Origin of the sequence: Celeribacter ethanolicus, assembly GCF_002407265.1 — a bacterium.
GTDB classification, from domain to species: Bacteria; Pseudomonadota; Alphaproteobacteria; order Rhodobacterales; family Rhodobacteraceae; genus Celeribacter; species Celeribacter ethanolicus.
Genome location: NZ_CP022196.1, coordinates 1,974,928 through 1,992,876, shown reverse-complemented (window position 1 = coordinate 1,992,876; position 17,949 = coordinate 1,974,928). Strand labels below are relative to the sequence as shown.

At 61.8% G+C, this 17,949-nt stretch carries 15 protein-coding genes; 3 read left to right on the top strand and 12 right to left on the bottom strand.

Annotated elements, in window-relative coordinates:
• Positions 1-143: 143 nt before the first annotated feature.
• Positions 144-965, bottom strand: a complete 822-nt coding sequence (gene panB / locus CEW89_RS09825) for a 3-methyl-2-oxobutanoate hydroxymethyltransferase (protein WP_066711037.1) — start codon at positions 963-965, stop codon at positions 144-146.
• 12 nt (positions 966-977) lie between these two features.
• Positions 978-1,826, bottom strand: a complete 849-nt coding sequence (gene panC, locus CEW89_RS09820) for a pantoate--beta-alanine ligase (RefSeq protein ID WP_096807192.1) — start codon at positions 1,824-1,826, stop codon at positions 978-980.
• Positions 1,827-2,039: 213 nt separating this feature from the next.
• Here panC and CEW89_RS09815 point away from each other — a divergent pair, with 213 nt between their 5' ends.
• The gene (locus tag CEW89_RS09815) at positions 2,040-2,447 is read left to right on the top strand and encodes a hypothetical protein (protein ID WP_096805787.1); all 408 of its coding nucleotides are present in this window, start codon (positions 2,040-2,042) and stop codon (positions 2,445-2,447) included.
• An 80-nt stretch (positions 2,448-2,527) separates the two neighbouring features.
• Here the strand turns inward: CEW89_RS09815 and CEW89_RS09810 are convergent, their stop codons facing one another.
• The 9 genes from CEW89_RS09810 to xdhA all read right to left on the bottom strand — a co-directional run bounded on the left by CEW89_RS09810 (position 2,528) and on the right by xdhA (position 12,770).
• Complete coding sequence (locus CEW89_RS09810) at positions 2,528-2,881, bottom strand: carboxymuconolactone decarboxylase family protein (protein WP_096805786.1); 354 nt, start codon at positions 2,879-2,881, stop codon at positions 2,528-2,530.
• A gap of 242 nt (positions 2,882-3,123) precedes the next feature.
• On the bottom strand, positions 3,124-4,206 hold the full coding sequence (locus tag CEW89_RS09805) for a BMP family ABC transporter substrate-binding protein (protein WP_096805785.1): 1,083 nt from the start codon (positions 4,204-4,206) through the stop codon (positions 3,124-3,126).
• Between the two features lie 38 nt (positions 4,207-4,244).
• Complete coding sequence (locus CEW89_RS09800) at positions 4,245-5,171, bottom strand: ABC transporter permease (RefSeq protein WP_096805784.1); 927 nt, start codon at positions 5,169-5,171, stop codon at positions 4,245-4,247.
• On the bottom strand, positions 5,171-5,485 hold the full coding sequence (locus tag CEW89_RS09795; RefSeq protein WP_096805783.1) for a DUF2834 domain-containing protein: 315 nt from the start codon (positions 5,483-5,485) through the stop codon (positions 5,171-5,173). Before CEW89_RS09795 ends, CEW89_RS09800 begins: the two co-directional genes overlap by 1 nt.
• A complete protein-coding gene (locus tag CEW89_RS09790; protein ID WP_096805782.1) occupies positions 5,485-6,570 on the bottom strand; it encodes an ABC transporter permease in 1,086 nt (361 codons plus the stop codon). The genes CEW89_RS09795 and CEW89_RS09790 overlap by 1 nt, the downstream gene beginning before the upstream one ends.
• Positions 6,567-8,078: an ABC transporter ATP-binding protein gene (locus CEW89_RS09785; protein WP_096805781.1), complete on the bottom strand. Its 1,512-nt coding sequence runs from the start codon at positions 8,076-8,078 to the stop codon at positions 6,567-6,569. Before CEW89_RS09785 ends, CEW89_RS09790 begins: the two co-directional genes overlap by 4 nt.
• Positions 8,075-8,998, bottom strand: coding sequence for a xanthine dehydrogenase accessory protein XdhC (gene xdhC / locus CEW89_RS09780; RefSeq protein ID WP_096807191.1), 924 nt, complete (start codon positions 8,996-8,998; stop codon positions 8,075-8,077). The genes CEW89_RS09785 and xdhC overlap by 4 nt, the downstream gene beginning before the upstream one ends.
• Positions 8,995-11,397 carry a xanthine dehydrogenase molybdopterin binding subunit gene (gene xdhB / locus CEW89_RS09775; RefSeq protein ID WP_096805780.1) on the bottom strand — a complete coding sequence of 801 codons (2,403 nt, stop codon included), beginning with the start codon at positions 11,395-11,397 and terminating at the stop codon, positions 8,995-8,997. The genes xdhC and xdhB overlap by 4 nt, the downstream gene beginning before the upstream one ends.
• Entirely contained in the window at positions 11,397-12,770 is a 1,374-nt protein-coding gene (gene xdhA / locus CEW89_RS09770; RefSeq protein WP_096805779.1) for a xanthine dehydrogenase small subunit, read from the bottom strand. Before xdhA ends, xdhB begins: the two co-directional genes overlap by 1 nt.
• Positions 12,771-12,997: 227 nt before the next feature.
• On the opposite strand from xdhA, the gene dnaE reads away from it, so the two are divergent.
• Together dnaE and CEW89_RS09760 are read left to right on the top strand one after the other, a co-directional pair.
• The gene (gene dnaE, locus CEW89_RS09765; RefSeq protein WP_096805778.1) at positions 12,998-16,516 is read left to right on the top strand and encodes a DNA polymerase III subunit alpha; all 3,519 of its coding nucleotides are present in this window, start codon (positions 12,998-13,000) and stop codon (positions 16,514-16,516) included.
• A complete protein-coding gene (locus CEW89_RS09760) occupies positions 16,516-17,568 on the top strand; it encodes a hypothetical protein (RefSeq protein ID WP_096805777.1) in 1,053 nt (350 codons plus the stop codon). The genes dnaE and CEW89_RS09760 overlap by 1 nt, the downstream gene beginning before the upstream one ends.
• A 91-nt stretch (positions 17,569-17,659) precedes the next feature.
• Here CEW89_RS09760 and CEW89_RS09755 read toward each other — a convergent pair whose 3' ends face one another.
• The gene (locus CEW89_RS09755) at positions 17,660-17,872 is read right to left on the bottom strand and encodes a SlyX family protein (RefSeq protein ID WP_066711056.1); all 213 of its coding nucleotides are present in this window, start codon (positions 17,870-17,872) and stop codon (positions 17,660-17,662) included.
• Positions 17,873-17,949 lie beyond the last annotated feature (77 nt).

The window sequence follows — 17,949 nt, the reverse complement described above, 5'->3', positions numbered from 1 at the left end:
GGCCGGGGCGTCTTCATCGCAGACGGTCATCGGCTCTCCAACCTGTACCGTAAACATGTTGTGACGCATTAACCTTAACGCGCGGCTAACGGGTTTTCATTGCAGTCCAAATACTCAAAAAGCGCCCCGAAGGGCGCTCACTCTTATTTCTTAGAACCGTAGACATTGTCCTGCGTCGGGAAAGCACGCGATTTGACGTCTTCGGCATAAGACGCGATGGCGTCTTCGATGGCCGCGCCGACTGCACCGAATTTCTTGACGAATTTCGGCACCCAATCGTTCAGGCCCAGCATATCTTCCATCACCAAGATCTGTCCATCGCAGGTTTTCGACGCTCCAATGCCAATGGTCGGCACGGTGACGGCTTTGGTGATCTTATCGGCCAGAGGCTCGACAACGCCTTCGACCACGATGGCAAAGGCACCGGCTTCAGAAACGGCAATTGCGTCGTCGATGTGGAATTGCCAGTCGTCCTCATCGCGGCCCTGGGTCTTGAACCCGCCCATGATGTTGGTCGATTGCGGCGTCAGGCCGATATGGGCCATCACCGGAATGCCGCGCTCGGAGAGGAATTTGATCGTTTCCGCCATGCGCGCGCCGCCTTCGAGTTTGACGGCCTGACACTGAGTTTCCTTCATGATCTTCGCGGCGTTGCGGAAGGCTTGCGACGGGCTTTCCTCATAGGAGCCAAAGGGCATATCCACGACCACGAGCGCGCGTTTGGTGCCGCGCACCACTGCTTTGCCGTGCATGATCATCAACTCTAGAGACACGCCGACGGTGCTCTCCATGCCGTGCATCACCATGCCGAGGCTGTCGCCCACCAGCAGGAAATCGCAGTATTTTTCAGCGATTGCGGCGGTGTGCGCATGATAGGCCGTCAGCGACACGATGGGATCGCCCCCTTTGCGCGCCCGGATTTGCGGTACGGTGACCCGGCGGATGGTTTCGGTTTGTGATGACATGGCGTTTCCTCCTCACGCAGGGTTCGCGACCCTTTGGTCGATCAATAGCACATCGCCGAAACGCGCGGCCAGAAGGATCACCACGGGGCGGGTGATGGTGCTCGGCACCTCGGCCAGCGTTTCGGCATCGCGCACATCGACGCTTTCCAGTTTGGCGCGCGGTTCGCGGGCGATGAAATCGCGGATTTCCTGTTCGAGATCCGGCCCGGTACGGCCATCGGAGACCTCGTAATCGGCGAAGGCCAGCGCCTTGTTCAGGATCAATGCCGCTTGCCGGTCCTCCGGTGTCAGGCGCACATTGCGCGAGGACATGGCAAGCCCGTCGACATCGCGCACGGTCGGCACGCCGATGATTTCGATCGGCATGTCGAGATCGCGGACCATCGTCTTGATGACCTGAAGTTGCTGGTAATCTTTTTCACCGAAAAACGCCTTGTCGGCGCCGGTGATGTTGAACAGCTTGGTCACCACGGTGCAGACGCCCTTGAAATGGCCGGGACGCAGCGCGCCCATCAGGACCTTGTCCAGGTCTTCCGTCAGCACGGTGGTTTGTTTCAGGGGATGATACATCTCTTCGACGGCGGGGCAGAATACGGCATCGACGCCCTCGGTCTCCAACATCTTGAAATCACGCGCTTCATCGCGCGGGTAGGCGGCGAGATCGGCGGCCTCGCCGAATTGCGTCGGGTTGACGAAGATCGACACAATGACACGCACGGCATTGGCCTTGGCGCTGCGCACCAGCGTCATGTGACCCTCGTGCAGATAGCCCATGGTCGGCACCAGAGCGACCGACTCGCCCGCCGCCTGAAAGCGTTGGACCGTGTCGCGGATGTCCTGTTTTGTCCGGCAGATTTTCAATGTCAGCCCTCCCGAAGCCTCTGTTCGGGCGGAGACTACAAATTGCGCGGAGCGGCGTCCAGCGCATCCGTCTTGTGCGGTTTTGGCCATTTTTCCTTCGAATATCCGCAGGCTTTCCGCATTTCTGACAGGTTTCGCAGCCATTTTCGCAACGATCATACGTTATCGGCCGGGATTGTAATCGTGAGAATTCTTCTGAAAACACTGAGGCTTATGAGCTTTTCCGTCGGAATCGTTGTGGCTCTTCTGGCCTTTTTGCACTTCACGCAGGGAACGCCCGATGCGATGCAAACAGTGGCTGAAAGCATTGCAACGACCCAAAGCGTTCTGGGCGGTGGGCAGAAGGTGGATGTGGCTGAGGTCGCGTCGACCGTGCGTGTCCCGTCGCCGCAAAGCCTTGCCGAACTGGACCGGGTTGCGCAGGGGGAGAGCGCGGCGCTTGAGCTGCCCGCAGAGGTCGCAGAAGTGGCCGGGCCGCCGGAAGATGCAAGCATCGGGGAGCTTGGAATGTATTATTTCGAACGCCTCAGCGCCTGGCTGTTCGGCGAACGCGAACCGTCGGTCGAGGTGGGGTGTAAGACCCGCAGCGGGGGCAAGATCTGTTCGGTGTCGAACGGCTAAGACACAGACATCGGCATGAAAAACAGGCGCGGAGGGCCCCCCTCACGCGCCTGTTTCATATGTGGTTGCCCCTAAAGGGATCAGCTTTTCGGAAGTCCTGTCTCGGCCAATTCGTCCCAGCATTCCAAGGCCTTGGCCGCATACATCAGGACCGGGCCGCCGCCCATCTGGACGTTCATGGCGAGCATTTCGGTGAGTTCTTCTCGGGTGCCGCCGTATTTCATCAGCGCTTCGACGTGAAACCCGACACAGGGTTCGCAGCGCACGGCCACCGCGATGGCTGTGGCCAGCAATTCCTTGGTCTTGTGATCCAGCGCATCGCCTTCGAGCGCGGCTTTCGACAGGGCGCCGAAGCCTGCCGGGATGTTCGCATTGGCCTTGTTCAGGGCCCGCAGCGCAGTGCGCATGCTTTCGTTCTTTTCAACCCAGGACATGAGGGTCTCCTTGTTCGCGTTTCTTCGATGGCGGTCTTTCGCACATGCAGCATGGCGCGACTTTGATCCCGGTCAAACATATTCTGATATGAATTCCGATGAACCCGGCATGACGTTGCGCGAATATGACAAAAGGCCCGCGCGGGATGCACGGGCCTCTTTTTTCACTGTCGGATTTGCGTCGGATACCTGTCGGACTTTTGTCGGCCCCTGATCCGCAGCGCGCCGAAGAGCGGGAGCGCTTATTGCGGGATCTCGCCGGTCAGACCTTCGATGTAGAAGTTCATACCCGCAAGCGTGCCGTCGTCGGCCACTTCGCCTTCGGCCAGCCAGGCAGAACCGTCCTGCTTGTTGATCGGGCCGGTGAACGGGTGGTATTCGCCCGAGGAGATGGAATCGCGCAGCGCTTCGGCGCCCGCTTTCACGTCTTCCGGCACAGCGGAGGAAATCTCGCCAATGCCGACCATGCCGTCACCGATGCCGGCCCAGGTGTTGTCCGATTCCCAGGTGCCGTCGATCACGGCCTGAACGCGCTCGATGTAATAGGGCGCCCATTCGTCGATGATGGACGAGATGCGCGGCATCGGGCCGAACTCGGCCATGTCGGCGGCCTGACCGAAGGTGTAGACGTTGCCCGCCTTCTGCGCGGTGATCTGCGGCGCGGTCGAGTCGGTGTGCTGAAGCACGACGTCGATGCCTTGGTCGATCATCGCTTGTGCGGCGTCGGCCTCTTTCGCCGGGTCAAACCAGGTGTTCAGCCAGACGACGGACATTTCAACGTCCGGGTTCTCTTTCTTGGCGTGCAGGAAGGAGGAGTTGATGCCGCGGATCACTTCCGGGATCGGGAAGGAACCGATGTAGCCGATCTTGTTCGACTTGGTCATGTGACCGGCGAGATAGCCCTCGACCGCACGGCCTTCGTAGAAGCGGGCGGAGTAGACGCCGACGTTCGGCGCGGTTTTATAGCCGGTGGCGTGTTCGAATTTCACGTCCGGGAATTTGCCCGCGACGTTGATGGTCGCATCCATGTAACCGAAGGAGGTGGTGAAGATGATGTCGGCACCGGAAAGGGCCATCTGGGTCATCACACGTTCGGCGTCGGGGCCTTCGGGCACGCTTTCCTGTTCGACGATCTCGACCGCATCGCCGAAATGCTCGGCCATCACCATCGCGGCCTCATGGTGGTGCTGCGACCAGCCGCCGTCGTTTTTCGGACCGACATAGATGAAGCCGACTTTCACCGCATCGGCGGCGAAGGACGGGAAGGCCGCGCCAAGTGCCAGAGCGGAAGCCGCGGCTGCGGTCAGCAGAGTTCTACGTTTCATGGAATATTCTCCCCTGTTGGAATATGTCCCCGTGAGGCTCACGAGGTGTGGAAAATCCGACCCAGCATCGCGGGTGCACTGGTGGCACCATGACGCCGTGCGGAAATGACGACAAGGACCAGAATGGTCGCAAGGAACGGCGACATGGACAAAAGCTCCACCGGAACTTTCGCACCCGCCGCCTGAAGGTTGAGTTGTAGCACGGTGATGCCGCCGAAAAGGTAAGCGCCGATCAGCACACGGCCCGCCCGCCAGCTCGCAAAGACGACGATGGCCAGCGCGATCCAGCCGATCCCTGCGGTGATGCCGTCGGTCCATTGCGGCACGCGCACGAGGCTGATGTAGGCACCGCCCAAGCCCGCCATGGCGCCGCCAAAGCCGATGGCGGCAAAGCGCACGGCTTTGACCTTGTAGCCAAGCGCATGGGCGGCGGCGTGGTTTTCACCGACGGCGCGCAGGATGAGACCGGCGCGGGTGAATTTCAGGAAGGCCCAGATCACCACGACCATGATCAGAGACAGATAGACGATGGCGTCATGTTGGAAGATCACGGGGCCAATCACCGGAATGCTTTCCAGTACCGGGATGTGCAGATCGGGCATGCGCGGCGGCGACATGCCTTGGTAGTTCTGGCCCAGAAGTGAGGCCAGCCCGGTGCCCAAAAGCGTGAGGGCGAGACCGGCGGGCACCTGTGTCGTGAGGAAGATCTGGGTCAGGAAACCGAAGAGCATGGAGAGCGCGGCACCGCCCACGGCGGCGGCGATGAAACCCATGGTGGGGGATTGCGTTTCGATGGCGGCGATGAAGCCGCAGACAGCACCGAAGATCATCATGCCCTCGACACCGAGGTTCAGGACGCCAGATTTCTCGGTGACCATTTCGCCTAGAGCGGCGAGGAGGATCGGGGTCGAGGCGACCATGAGAGAGGCCAGAAGGATGACGGGGTTGATGCCACCAAAGTCCATTACGCGCTCTCCTTTTCACGCAAGCCGAGATAAAGCGGAAGGGCAAGGGATAGGCCAACGCTGAAGCCCGCAGGCAGGACCAACCACCACCGGGCCACCCCTTCGCGACGCGCGTCGAAAAAGGACCAGAGCCAGAACGCCGCGATGGAGATCATCACATCGGCGGAAAAGCCTCCAGCGGCTCCATTCGCGAAGAGATCGGTCACGAAAGCCAGGGGCGAAAGGCCGTTTTGCGCGAACCAGCCGCCGAAAAACGCCCATGGGATGACGGTGCCGAACACGGCCAGAGCAAACCAAACACGAGAGGAGGGCATCAGGAGACCTCCTTTTTCACGATCATCACGCGGTAGTTCACGAGGATGTCCATGGCCAGAAGGATCATCAACAACATGCCTTGGAACACCTGGATCGCCGCCGAGGGCAGGCCCAGCATGAATTGCGCCAACTCGCCGCCGATGAAGGTCAGCGCCAGGAGGAGGCCTGCGAGCAGGATGCCGATCGGATTGAGGCGTCCGAGGAAGGCGACGATGATGGCGGTGAAGCCATAGCCCGCGCCGAAGTCGATGGAGATCTGACCGGCGGGGCCGGTGACCTCGAAAAGGCCCGCGAGACCGGCGAGCGCGCCCGCCGTGCCGAGGCAGAAGACGACGAGAAGCCGGTCCTTGACGCCGGCAAAACGCGCGGCGCGGGGGCTTTCGCCGGTGAGACGGATCTGGAAACCGAGCATGTGTTTGTTCAGCAGAACATAGGCCGCGACCACCGCGCCTAGGGCGGCGACTACGCCCCAATGCGCGCCTGTGCCGGGGATCAGTTCCGGGTTCGACAGCCATGGGATCTGGCTCATGTTGCGCGATCCGGGGAAGCCGTTGCCTTCGGGATTGCGCAGGAAGCCGAGCGCGGCGGAGGCGAGGATTTGTTCGGCGACATAGACCAGCATAAGCGAGACGAGAATTTCGTTGGTGTTGAAGCGGGTCTTGAGCAGCGCCGGGATCATCGCCCAGAGGAAACCGCCGATGGCGCCTGCGATCACCATGAGTGGGAAAATCCACCAGGCGTCGAGCGGGTACAGCGCGAGGCCGACGGAGGCGCCCGCGATGGCGCCCATGATATACTGGCCCTCGGCGCCGATGTTCCAGATGCCCGCCTTGAACCCCAATGAGAGGCCGATGGCGATCAGGATCAGCGGACCGGCCTTGACCAGAAGCTGGGGCCGGGAATAGGCGGCGAATTGGTCGTTGAACAGCGGGTCCCAGAAGATCGTGCGGATCGCGGCGACCGGGTCCTTGCCCATGGCGGCGAAGAGAAGCCCCCCGAGGATCATGGTCAGGAGGACCGCGAAAACGGGGGTTGCGATGGTCCAGAATTTCGAAGGTTCGGGGCGTTTGACAATCGCGATCATCCGGCCATCTCCATATCGTGCGCGCCGCCCATCATCAGGCCGATTTCCTCGACGGAGAGACCCTTGGCTGGACGCGGCGCGGTCAGCGTGCCCTCGTTGAGGGCGGCGAAATGGTCGGAAATTTCCATCAGCTCGTCGAGGTCCTGCGAAATCACGATCAGCCCCGCGCCTTGGGCCGCGAGATCGAGCAAAGCCTGCCGGATCGCGGCGGCGGCGGCGGCATCGACGCCCCATGTCGGCTGGTTCACCACGAGGACTTTCGGGGCCTGAAGCACCTCACGCCCGATGACGAATTTCTGGAGATTGCCGCCCGAAAGCGAACGCGCCGCAGAGCCGGGGCCGGGGGTGCGGACGTCGAATTTCTCGATGATCTCGCGCGCGAATTCTTCGGTCTTTTTCCAGTTCAGGAAATTGCTTTTCGTGAGCTTTTTGCGGATCGTCGCGGTGAGCGCGGTGTTCTCCGTCAGGCTCATGTTAGGGGCGGCAGCATGGCCGAGACGTTCCTCCGGGGCGGCCAGAAGACCGATCCTGCGCCGGGCGTTCGGCCCCATATGGCTGACGTCCTGTTTGTCGAAAATCACGGAGCCTTTGCCGGTTTTCGCCTCGCCCGACAGGACGGAGAGCAATTCGTCCTGCCCGTTGCCCGCAACCCCGCCGATGCCGAGAACCTCGCCCGCGCGGAGCCTAAGGGACACGTCCTTGAGCCGTGTGCCGAACGGGTTCGAGGGCACGAAATTCAGCCCCTGCACATCGAGCAGAACCTCGCCCGCCTCTCCGCCTTCGCGCGTTGGCACATGCAGCGTCTGACCGACCATCATCTCCGCCATCTCGCGGGCGGTGGTGGCTTTCGGATCGCAAATGCCGACGACCTTGCCGAGCCGCAGGATCGTCGCCCCGTCGCAGAGCGCGCGGATCTCTTCGAGCTTGTGCGAGATGTAGAGGATCGAGGTGCCTTCGGATTGCAGCTTGCGCAGGGTCTTGAAAAGGATCTCGACCTCCTGCGGGGTGAGAACCGAAGTCGGCTCGTCCATGATCAGGAGCTTCGGGTCCTGCAACAGACAGCGGATGATCTCGACGCGCTGACGTTCGCCCGCCGAGAGATCGCCGACGATGCGGTCGGGGTCCAGAGGCAGGCCGTAGTTTTCCGAGACCTCGCGGATGGAGGCGGCCAGATCGCTCATCTTCGGCGGGTTTTCCATGCCGAGCGCGACGTTTTCGGCGACGTTCAGCGCCTCGAACAAGGAGAAATGCTGAAACACCATGGCGACGCCGGCGGCGCGGGCGGCCTGCGGATTGGGCGGAGCATAGGAGCCACCGCGCAGCTTCATGAAGCCCGCATCGGGTTTTTCCAGCCCGTAGATCATCTTGACGAGGGTCGATTTCCCGGCGCCGTTTTCACCCAGAAGCGCATGCACCTCGCCGGTGCCAATGGAAAAACTGACATCGTCATTGGCGCGCACGCCGGGATATTCGCGGGTCAGCCCCACGACTTTCAAAAGCTCCGTCACCCTGTCCGTTCCCCATAAGATTCCGTGATCTTTCGCCCGGAGATTACTTGGGCTGCAACCCCGACCGCAATGGCTTGCGGATGTTTCCCGAGGTCAGGTTGCCCAATCGGACAGCAAATGCGGTCGATTTGGGCATCCGTATGGCCGAGATCGCGCAGGCGGCTGCGGAAGCGAGCCCATTTCGTGCGCGATCCGATCAGCCCGGCGAAGGCAAAGCCGTGGTCAAGCGCGCGGTGGCATAACTCCAGATCGAGCGCGTGGGAATAGGTCAGGATCAGGTGCTCGGCCTCGGGGGGCGCATAGGCCATGAGGGCCTCGGGGTGTTCGGCGATCAGTTGCGTGACGCCCCCGGGAAGCGTGTCGGGGAAACGATTGGCCGCCGTGTCGACCCATGTGATCGCGAGATCGGGCAGCGGGGCGAGCGTGGCGACGATGGCGCGCCCGACATGGCCCGCGCCCCAGACCCACAAGGGGCGCGTGGCGCGGGTGATCGGTTCGACCATCCAGTCGCCATGGAGTTTCGGTTTGAGCAGGCCTTGAGCGCGGGCCTCGGCGAGGGCTTTCTTGACCGCAAAAGGCATGTCGCCGGGACCACGGGCAAAGATGTCTTCGGGGATGTCCGATGCGCTCTCAAAGACTTCGGTCAAAAGCGTCACCGCCCCGCCGCAGCATTGCCCCATCGCGGGGCCAAGGGGCAGGCGTTGCAGGCGCGGCGCGGAAAACGCGTGTTTCGCCGCCTCAAATTCCAAGGTGCCACCGCCAATGGTGCCGGACTGATCGAACCCCGCCGGCGTTTGCCAGACGAGCATGGCGGCACCAACTTCGCGCGGGGTCGAACCCTGCACCTCGGCCACCACCACGCGGGCAACACGACCATGTTTCGTAATGGCTGCGCTCAAGGCGTCTTTGTCGAAACTCACGCTTTTGCCCTTCCGATGGCGGCGAGGCATTCCTCCGGCGTGGCGGGGGCGTTGAGGGCCGGGTAATTCGGACCGCAAGCGGCACAGGCGTCCGACAGCGCGAGGAAGGCGGAAATCCCCAGCATAAACGGAGGCTCGCCCACGGCTTTGGAGCGATAGATCGTCTCTTCGCGGTTGCGACCGTCCCAGAGATTGACGTTGAACACGTCGGGCGCGTCGGAACAGGCGGGGATTTTATAGGTCGAGGGGGCGTGGGTCTTGAGCATGCCCTTGGCGTCCCAAACCAGTTCTTCGGTGGTGAGCCAGCCCGCACCTTGCACATAGCCGCCTTCAATCTGGCCCTTGTCGAGCGCCGGGTTCAGCGAGGCGCCTGCGTCATGCAGGATGTCGGCGCGCAGAATGCGGTTTTCGCCGGTCAATGTATCAAGCGCCACTTCGGTGATGGCGATGCCGTGGGCGAAGTAGAAGAACGGGCGTCCTTTGCCCTTGATGCGATCCCATTCGATCTTCGGCGTCTTGTAGAACCCGGTCGCGGAGAGCGAGACGCGGTTCATATAGGCAAGGCTGATCAGGTCTTCGAAGGCCATTTCGTGGACGCCGAAATGCACTTTACCCTTGGCCCAGGTCACATCGCTTTCCCCGAACCGTTCGAGGATGAACACTTCGAGACGGGTGCGAATGCGGTCGCAGGCGTTTTTCACTGCCATGCCATTCAGATCGGACCCCGAGGAGGCGGCAGTGGCGGAGGTATTGGGCACTTTGGCGGTGTCTGTTGCGGTGATCTTCACCTTATCCATCGAGACGCCGAACTCCTGCGCCGCGACTTGGGCGACCTTCTGGAACAGGCCCTGTCCCATTTCCGTGCCGCCGTGGTTCAGATGGATCGAGCCGTCGTTGTAGATATGAACGAGCGCGCCTGCCTGATTGAGGTGGGTAAGCGTGAAGGAGATGCCGAATTTGACCGGAGAGACCCCCAGTCCTTTTTTGATGATCGGGTTCTCAGAGTTCCATTTTTCGATGTTCTTTTTGCGTGCGGCATAGTCGGAGGTCTTCAAAAGTTCCTCGGTCATGCCGTGCAGGATAAAGTCCTCGACCTCTTGCCCATAGGGCGTCAACTTGCCGCGCGGCGTGAGTTGCCCGCCAGCGTGTTGCGGATGCGCGTCCACATGTTCGACGCTGCCCTCTGAGGTCGGTTCGCCCTCAAGCGACAGCACATGATCTTCTGGCACGCCATCGCCCGCCGTGGGTGTGACCATCTCGTCGTAATAGTTGAGCTGGCGGATCTCTACGGGGTCTTTGCCCAGCGTGTGCGCGATGTGATCGACCACGCGTTCGATGCCCAAAACGCCCTGCGGCCCGCCAAAGCCGCGATAGGCAGTGTTGGATTGGGTGTTCATCTTGAGCCGGTGGCTTTCGATCCGCGCGTTCGGCAGGAAATAAGCATTGTCGGCATGAAGCATCGCACGGTCGGCCACCGGCAACGTCAGATCCATCGACCAGCCGCCACGGGTGAGTTGCAGGAAGTCGATGCCGAGAATGCGGCCCTCGTCGTCGAACCCGCAGGTGTAGGAAATGCGGAAATCGTGGCGCTTGCCAGTGATCACCATATCGTCGTCGCGGTCGTAACGCATTTTGCAGGGCTTGCCGGTGTCGCGCGCCGCGATGGCACAGGCGATGGCGAGCCAGTTGCCTTGGGACTCCTTGCCGCCAAAGCCACCACCCATGCGGCGGGTTTCGACGCGGACGGCATGCATCGGGATATGGAGCGCGTGGGCAACCTTGTGTTGAATCTCCGACGGGTGCTGGGTCGAGGAATGGACCAACATGTCGCCGCCTTCCTGCGGCACGGCGGCGGCGGCCTGACCTTCGAGGTAGAAATGTTCCTGCCCACCGATCTCGATGGTGCCTTCGATCTTACGTGGCGCCTCGGCGATGGCGCGGGCAGCGTCGCCGCAGCCATAGATGCGCGGACCGTCTTCGAACCGGCTGTTGGCCTCCATGGCGGCGTCATAATCGAGGAGCGCGGGGAGTTCCTTGTAGGTGATCTTGCCAAGCTTGGCGGCTTTGCGTGCCGCGAGATGCGAGGTGGCGACAACGAGGAAGATCGGCTGGCCGATGAACTGGACCTCGCCGGAGGTGAGCAGGGGCTCATCGCCGAGGGAGGGGGAACAGTCCGGCACATGGCCGTGGAAATCCTCGGCGGTGTAGACACGCACCACGCCGGGGGCGGCGCGCACGGCGGAGAGATCCATCGCGGTGATCTCACCATGCGCCACGGTCGAGAGGCCAAAGGCCAGATGCAGTGCTCCGGCGGGCAGGGGGATGTCGTCGATATACCGCGCCTGACCCGTCACATGGAGTTTGGCCGCGTCATGGGGAAGAGGAGAGCCAACAGACATTATGCGCCCTCCTTCGCTGTCTCTGTGACCGAGAGAACCGAGGTGGTTAGGCCCTGACTTTCCGCGAAATAGCGTTTGAGCATGTTTTGCGCGCTCGTGAGGCGATAGGCGGCGGAGGCGCGCATGTCGCTCATCGGCGTGTAAGCCGTGGCAAAGGCGGGCAGGGCGGCCTCGATCGTGTCCATGGTCCACGGCTGGCCGATCAGAGCGGCCTCCACCTCTTTCGCGCGCGCGGGCGTCCCGGCCATGCCGCCAAAAGCGATGCGGGCGGCGGCGATTTTGCCGTCCGTGACCGTGATGTTGAAGGCGCCACAAACGGCGGAAATGTCCTGATCGAAACGTTTCGACAGCTTGTAAACCTTGAGGTCCTTGAGGCCTGATTTCGGCACGGTGATGCGCTCAACAAACTCGGACGTGCCTCGGTCCTGCTTGCCATAAGCGATGAAGAAGTCTTCGAGTGCGATGGTGCGGTGGTCCTCGCCTTTGCGCAGCGTCAGGGACGCGCCGGCCGCGATCAGAGGTGGCGGGCTGTCGCCAATCGGGGAGCCGTTGGCGATATTGCCGCCAAGCGTCGCGGCGGCGCGCACCTGGGTGGAGGCGAAGCGGCGGTACATCTCGGAGAGCGAGGCGCAATGCGGTTTGAAGAGCGCGATGAGATCGGCAATCGGGGTCATCGCACCGATCTCAAACGCCTCCTCGGTCTCGGTGATGCCTTTGAGGTCCTCGACCCCGTTCAGGAAAATCACCTCATCCAGATCGCGCATCTGTTTGGTCACCCAAAGCCCGACATCGGTCGCGCCCGCGATCAAGGTGGCGTCGGGACGGAGCGCATAGAGACCGGCGAGCTCGTCGGAGCTTTCGGGCCGTTCGACAATCGCCGGGGCGGGGAAGGGGATGTGCTCCAGTTCTTCCGGAATGGGGGCGGCTTCCGCCTTTTTCGCGGCGCGCAGAATGGGGGCGTAGCCGGTGCAGCGGCAAAGATTGCCAGCCAGAATATCCTCGTGATCGGTCTCGCCGCGCGCATGTGCGGTGGCCAGCGACATGACGATGCCCGGCGTGCAAAAGCCGCATTGGCTGCCATGTTCTTCGATCATCGCGCTCTGTACCGGATGCAGTGTGTCGCCTTTCGACAGACCCTCGACCGTGGTCACCGATTTGCCGTGTAGCTGCGGCAGAAACAGGATGCAGGCGTTCAGAGGCTTCTTGCCGCTTTCGTCCTCCACCATCACGGTGCAGGCGCCACAATCGCCTTCGTTGCAGCCCTCCTTGGTTCCGGTGAGGCCGCGATTTTCGCGCAGGTAATCGAGCAGGGTACGGGTGGGCGTGTCTCGCACCGTCACGAGGTCGCCATTCAACCGAAAAGTGATCTCCATTTGTCGGACCAGCCGCTTTCTTGTTCAAGACACGCGCCCGATGCGGCGGAAAGCGCGTGCGATTTCTGTAAGAAAACCGGGGTGGAGCGGCTTTTGCAAGGGATTCCGCGCGGAATCTGCTTAGGCTTTGTACTTTTGATCAAAAAACGGGCGGAGCCACGAAGCTGTGGAAAAGCGGCGTTTTGCCCTTGGAAAGCGCGGCGGGCTTGCGGTAGCTTGCCCCTCACATGAGCACAGCATCCTTCATCCATCTCCGGGTTCACACCGAATATTCGCTTCTTGAGGGCGCGATGCGGCTCAAGAAACTGAGCGGCATGGTGACGGAGATGGGCATGCCCGCCGTGGCGGTGACGGACACCAATAACCTGTTCTGTGCGCTTGAGTTTTCCGAATACGCCAAGGGCGCGGGCGTGCAGCCGATCCTCGGCTGTCAGGTCAGCGTCGGCTATCACGAACCCGAACCCGGCGAGCGGCAGAAAGCGCCCGCGCCGGTGGTTCTGCTGGCCCAGAACGAGACGGGTTACGAGCACCTGATGAAGCTCAATTCCTGCCTCTATGTCGACAAACACGACGGCATTCCGCAGGTGACGATGGCGGAGCTGGAGCAGTATTCGGCGGGGCTGATCTGTCTCACGGGGGGCTCGGACGGGCCGGTGGGGCGGATGATCCGCGACAACCACGAACCGCAGGCGCGCGCGCTTCTGGAGCGGTTCAAGGCGATCTATCCGAACCGGCTCTACGTCGAATTGCAGCGCCATCCGGGCGAGGAGGGCAGTCATACGGAGGCCGAACGGCTGACCGAGCGGCCTTTCGTGGAATGGGCCTACGATCTGGGGCTGCCTTTGGTGGCGACCAACGACGTGTATTTCCCGAAGGAAGAGATGTACGAGGCGCATGACGCGCTGATCTGTATCGCCGAAGGGGCCTATGTGGATCAGGTCGAGCCGCGCAGACGTTTGACGCCGCAGCATTATTTCAAGACGCCTGCCGAGATGGCGGCGCTGTTCGCCGATCTGCCGGAGGCGATCGAGAACACGGTGGAGATCGCGAAACGCTGTGCCTTCAAGGCCTATAAACGCGCGCCGATCCTGCCGAAATTCGCTGATGACGAGGTCGAGGAACTGCGCAAACAGGCCTGGGAAGGTCTGGACAAGCGTCTGGCCGTGATCAAGCCCGCAGGAACGCGGGAGGACTACGAGGAACGGCTCAAGTTCGAGCTGGGGATCATCGAACAGATGGGGTTCCCCGGCTACTTCCTGATCGTGGCCGACTTCATCAAATGGTCGAAGGACAATGGCATTCCGGTCGGTCCGGGGCGAGGGTCTGGGGCTGGCTCGCTTGTCGCTTATGTGCTGACGATCACGGATTTGGACCCGCTGCGTTATTCGCTTCTGTTCGAACGGTTTTTGAACCCGGAACGTGTGTCGATGCCGGACTTCGACATCGACTTCTGCATGGACCGGCGGGAGGAAACGATCCGCTACGTGCAGGAGAAATACGGACGCGACAAGGTGGGGCAGATCATCACCTTCGGTGCGCTTCTGTCCAAGGCTGCGGTACGGGACATCGGGCGGGTGTTGCAGATGCCTTACGGGCAGGTGGATCGTCTGTCGAAACTGATCCCGGTCGAGGGCGTCAAGCCTGTGTCGATCAAACAGGCGCTGGAAGACGAGCCGAAACTCCGCGAAGAGGCCCGCAACGAAGAGGTCGTCGACCGGCTGTTGACCTATGGCCAACAGGTCGAGGGGCTTTTGCGCAATGCCTCGACCCACGCGGCGGGGGTTGTGATCGGGGATCGTCCGCTGGACAATCTTGTGCCGCTCTATCAGGACCCGCGCTCCGATATGCCGGCGACCCAGTTCAACATGAAATGGGTGGAACAGGCCGGGTTGGTGAAGTTCGACTTTCTCGGCCTCAAGACGCTGACGGTGATCCAGTCGGCGATGGATCTGATTTTCAAATCCGGTCGGCCCTTGCACGTCGCCGCCGATGGGACGCAACTGTACGAGCCGCCCGAGGGGGGCGTGAACGAGATCAACCTCATTCCTCTGGATGACGAGAAGACCTACAAACTCTACTCGGACGCCAAGACGGTTGCGGTGTTTCAGGTGGAAAGCTCGGGCATGATGCAGGCGCTTCGGCAGATGAAGCCGACCTGTATCGAGGACATCGTCGCACTTGTGGCGCTTTATCGTCCGGGGCCGATGGAAAACATCCCGACCTATTGCGACGTGAAACACGGGCGCAAGGAATTGCAGTCGGTGCATCCGACCATCGACCATATTTTGGCCGAGACGCAGGGCATCATCGTCTATCAGGAACAGGTGATGCAGATCGCGCAGGTCATGGCGGGCTATTCGCTGGGCGGCGCGGACTTGCTGCGGCGCGCCATGGGGAAAAAGATCAAGGAGGCGATGGACGCCGAACGCCCGAAATTCGAGGCGGGGGCGGCCAAGAACGGCGTCGATAAGAAGAAGGCCTCCGAGGTGTTCGACCTTCTGGAGAAATTCGCCAACTACGGGTTCAACAAATCCCACGCGGCGGCTTACGGCGTGGTGTCCTATCAAACCGGCTGGCTCAAGGCGAACCATCCGGTGGAGTTCATGGCGGGCGTCATGAACTGCGATATTCACTTGACCGACAAGCTGTCGATCTTCTGCGAAGAGGTGCGGCGGGGGCTTGATATTGAGATCATTCCGCCCTGTGTGAACCGCTCGCTCGCCACCTTCGATGTTGTGGATCAAAAGCTCGTCTATGCGCTGGGCGCGCTCAAGAACGTCGGGGTCGAGGCGATGCAACTCATCGTCAAAGCCCGCGAAGAAACCGGCAAGCCTTTCGTGACATTGTTTGATTTTGCCCGGCGGGTGGATCTCAAGAAGGTCGGAAAACGGCCTCTGGAGATGCTGGCGCGGGCAGGGGCGTTTGATTTGCTCGACAGCAACCGCCGCCGGGTCTTCGACAGCCTCGATGCGCTGGTGCAATATTCCGCCGCGATCCATGAACAGAAGGCCTCGAACCAGGTGTCGCTTTTCGGCGATGCGGGCGAGGACCTGCCGGAGCCGCGCCTGTCGCCGGTGGGCGATTGGGTCGCATCCGAGCGGTTGATGGAGGAACAGAAGGCCATCGGATTTTACCTCTCCGGCCACCCGCTTGACGATTACGCGGCCGCGCTCAAGCGCAAGAAAATCGGCACGCTCGCCGAGGTGCAGGCCCGCGCCGAGGCCGAGGGCGGCGTGATCATGAAGGTCGGCGTGCTGGTCTCCGGCTTCCGCCCGATGAAATCGGGCAAGGGCACGCGCTATTTCCGGATGAATATTTCCGACCCGACCGGTCAGCTCGCGGGCATCGCCATGTTCCCGAAAAAGGGCGAATACGAACCCTCCTACGAGATTTTCGAGAAACACGACAAGCTGGTGATGTCGCTCGAAGGCCGCTTCAACGATGGTCAGTTCGACCCGATGATCCGCTCGGTTGCGCCGATGGAAACCGTGGTGGCGGATGCGGGCGGCGCGGGTCTGAAGATTTATTGCGAGGACACCCGTGCGATCGTCATGGTGGGCGAGCTTCTGAACCGGGTGACGCAGGAGGCGAAACAGCCCGCCAAGGGGGCGATCAGTTTCTGTCTCATGCCGCCGGACAGTCAGAACGAGGTCGAGATCGACGTGCCGCAGCCCTTCGTGATCACGCCGGAGGTCAAGGGGGCGATCAAGTCCTTTGACGGGGTGGTGATGGTCGAGGACATGTGATGCGTCTTGTGGGTGTCTTGGCCCTGGTTGCGGTCAGTGTGTCGGGCTGTCAGATGAGTGTGCCGGGGGCGCCCGAAGAGGCGTTGAACGCCGGGGCCGGGGCGCCAGCCGCGCAGTTGGCAGAGGCCTTCGCGGCGGCCTCCGCGGGTGGGGAAGCCCCCGCGCCCAAGGGGCTGTTCGCCTTTCTGAAACCCGAGACGCCGCCTTCGCCCTTGGCCGACAGCGACATTGAGGTGGTCGGGACCTCTGACGATGCGAGTGCCGCGGCGTTGCGGGCGCAGGAGGACGTCCCGGAAACGGCTTCAAATCCCGAGGTTTTGGTGGCGACCTCAGAGGTGAAAACCGCCGGGCTGGGCGGGATGTTCGGGTTTCTGAAACCGAAACACCAGGCGGGGGCGCAATCCGCCGCCTTGCCGCAAGTCGTCTTGCCGCAAGACGGGGGAGAATTCCGGCCGGAAACCCACGGGGTCGAGAGCGAGATTGCCCCGGAGCCTGCGCCTGTCGCTCCTCAGAAACCGCTGTTCGGATTTCTCAGGCCGCAAGAGCACCAGGATTCCCAAGGCGGCGGTTCGACCGTGCAGCCCGGAGAGGTGCTGCCCTTTGGGGTGGTCGGGGTCGCGTGTGATCTCAGACCGGGCATCATGGGACGGAAGGTCGATCAGTTCCCGCGTGAGGGCCGGGCGGTCTGGCAGCTCTATGACAGCGATCCGGAAAGTGCCGCGCCGCGCAGCCAGTATATCACCGGCTTCTCCGACGGCTGCCCGCGTCAGGTGACGGCGGCTTTGGTCATGTTCGGCGAGGCGGCCCTGCACGAGGTGCTGCGCTATTCGGGCGATACGGATCGCGACTGGACCCGCGCCGACAAGACATACGAGAAAATCAAACGCCAGACCTGCGGCGTTGGGCGCGGGGAGCGCTGTCCGGAGGACAAACTGGGCGCGCTGGAGCGGCAGGTGGCCTTTGTGTCGGTCTATCCGCAGTATGGAGCGGAAGAGGACTGGCTGGAGCTTTTGCTGCACAACGGGGCGCTGGTGAGCGAGGAAATGCGGTGAGATATGGCGGGCGGCAGGTTTGAAGGCGCCCGTTTCGCAGGCGCTGCCTTAACCCCGCTTTGCTGTCACATTTTCCTGCGAGAATGATGCCTTACCAATGCGGTGGGCGTTGATCGGCCAAGGGGACGGAGCCATCGGTTTCGGATTGGCGAAGCGCCTCCGCCTCCATCAGCATGCCGAGCCGCCGCTCGGCGAGTTCGAGCACGCGCTCCTGTTGCGCGACGACGTCGGAGAGCTCCTCGACAGTTTTGGTGAGGTAGGCGACCTGTTCCTCAAGCGCGATGATGCGATTTTCGTCTGACATGCCGGTCTCCTTTTATGAGCGGGTTTATGCCCCTGAATACGGGGCTTGTCATCAGCTTTTCATGGGATTTCGCGGGT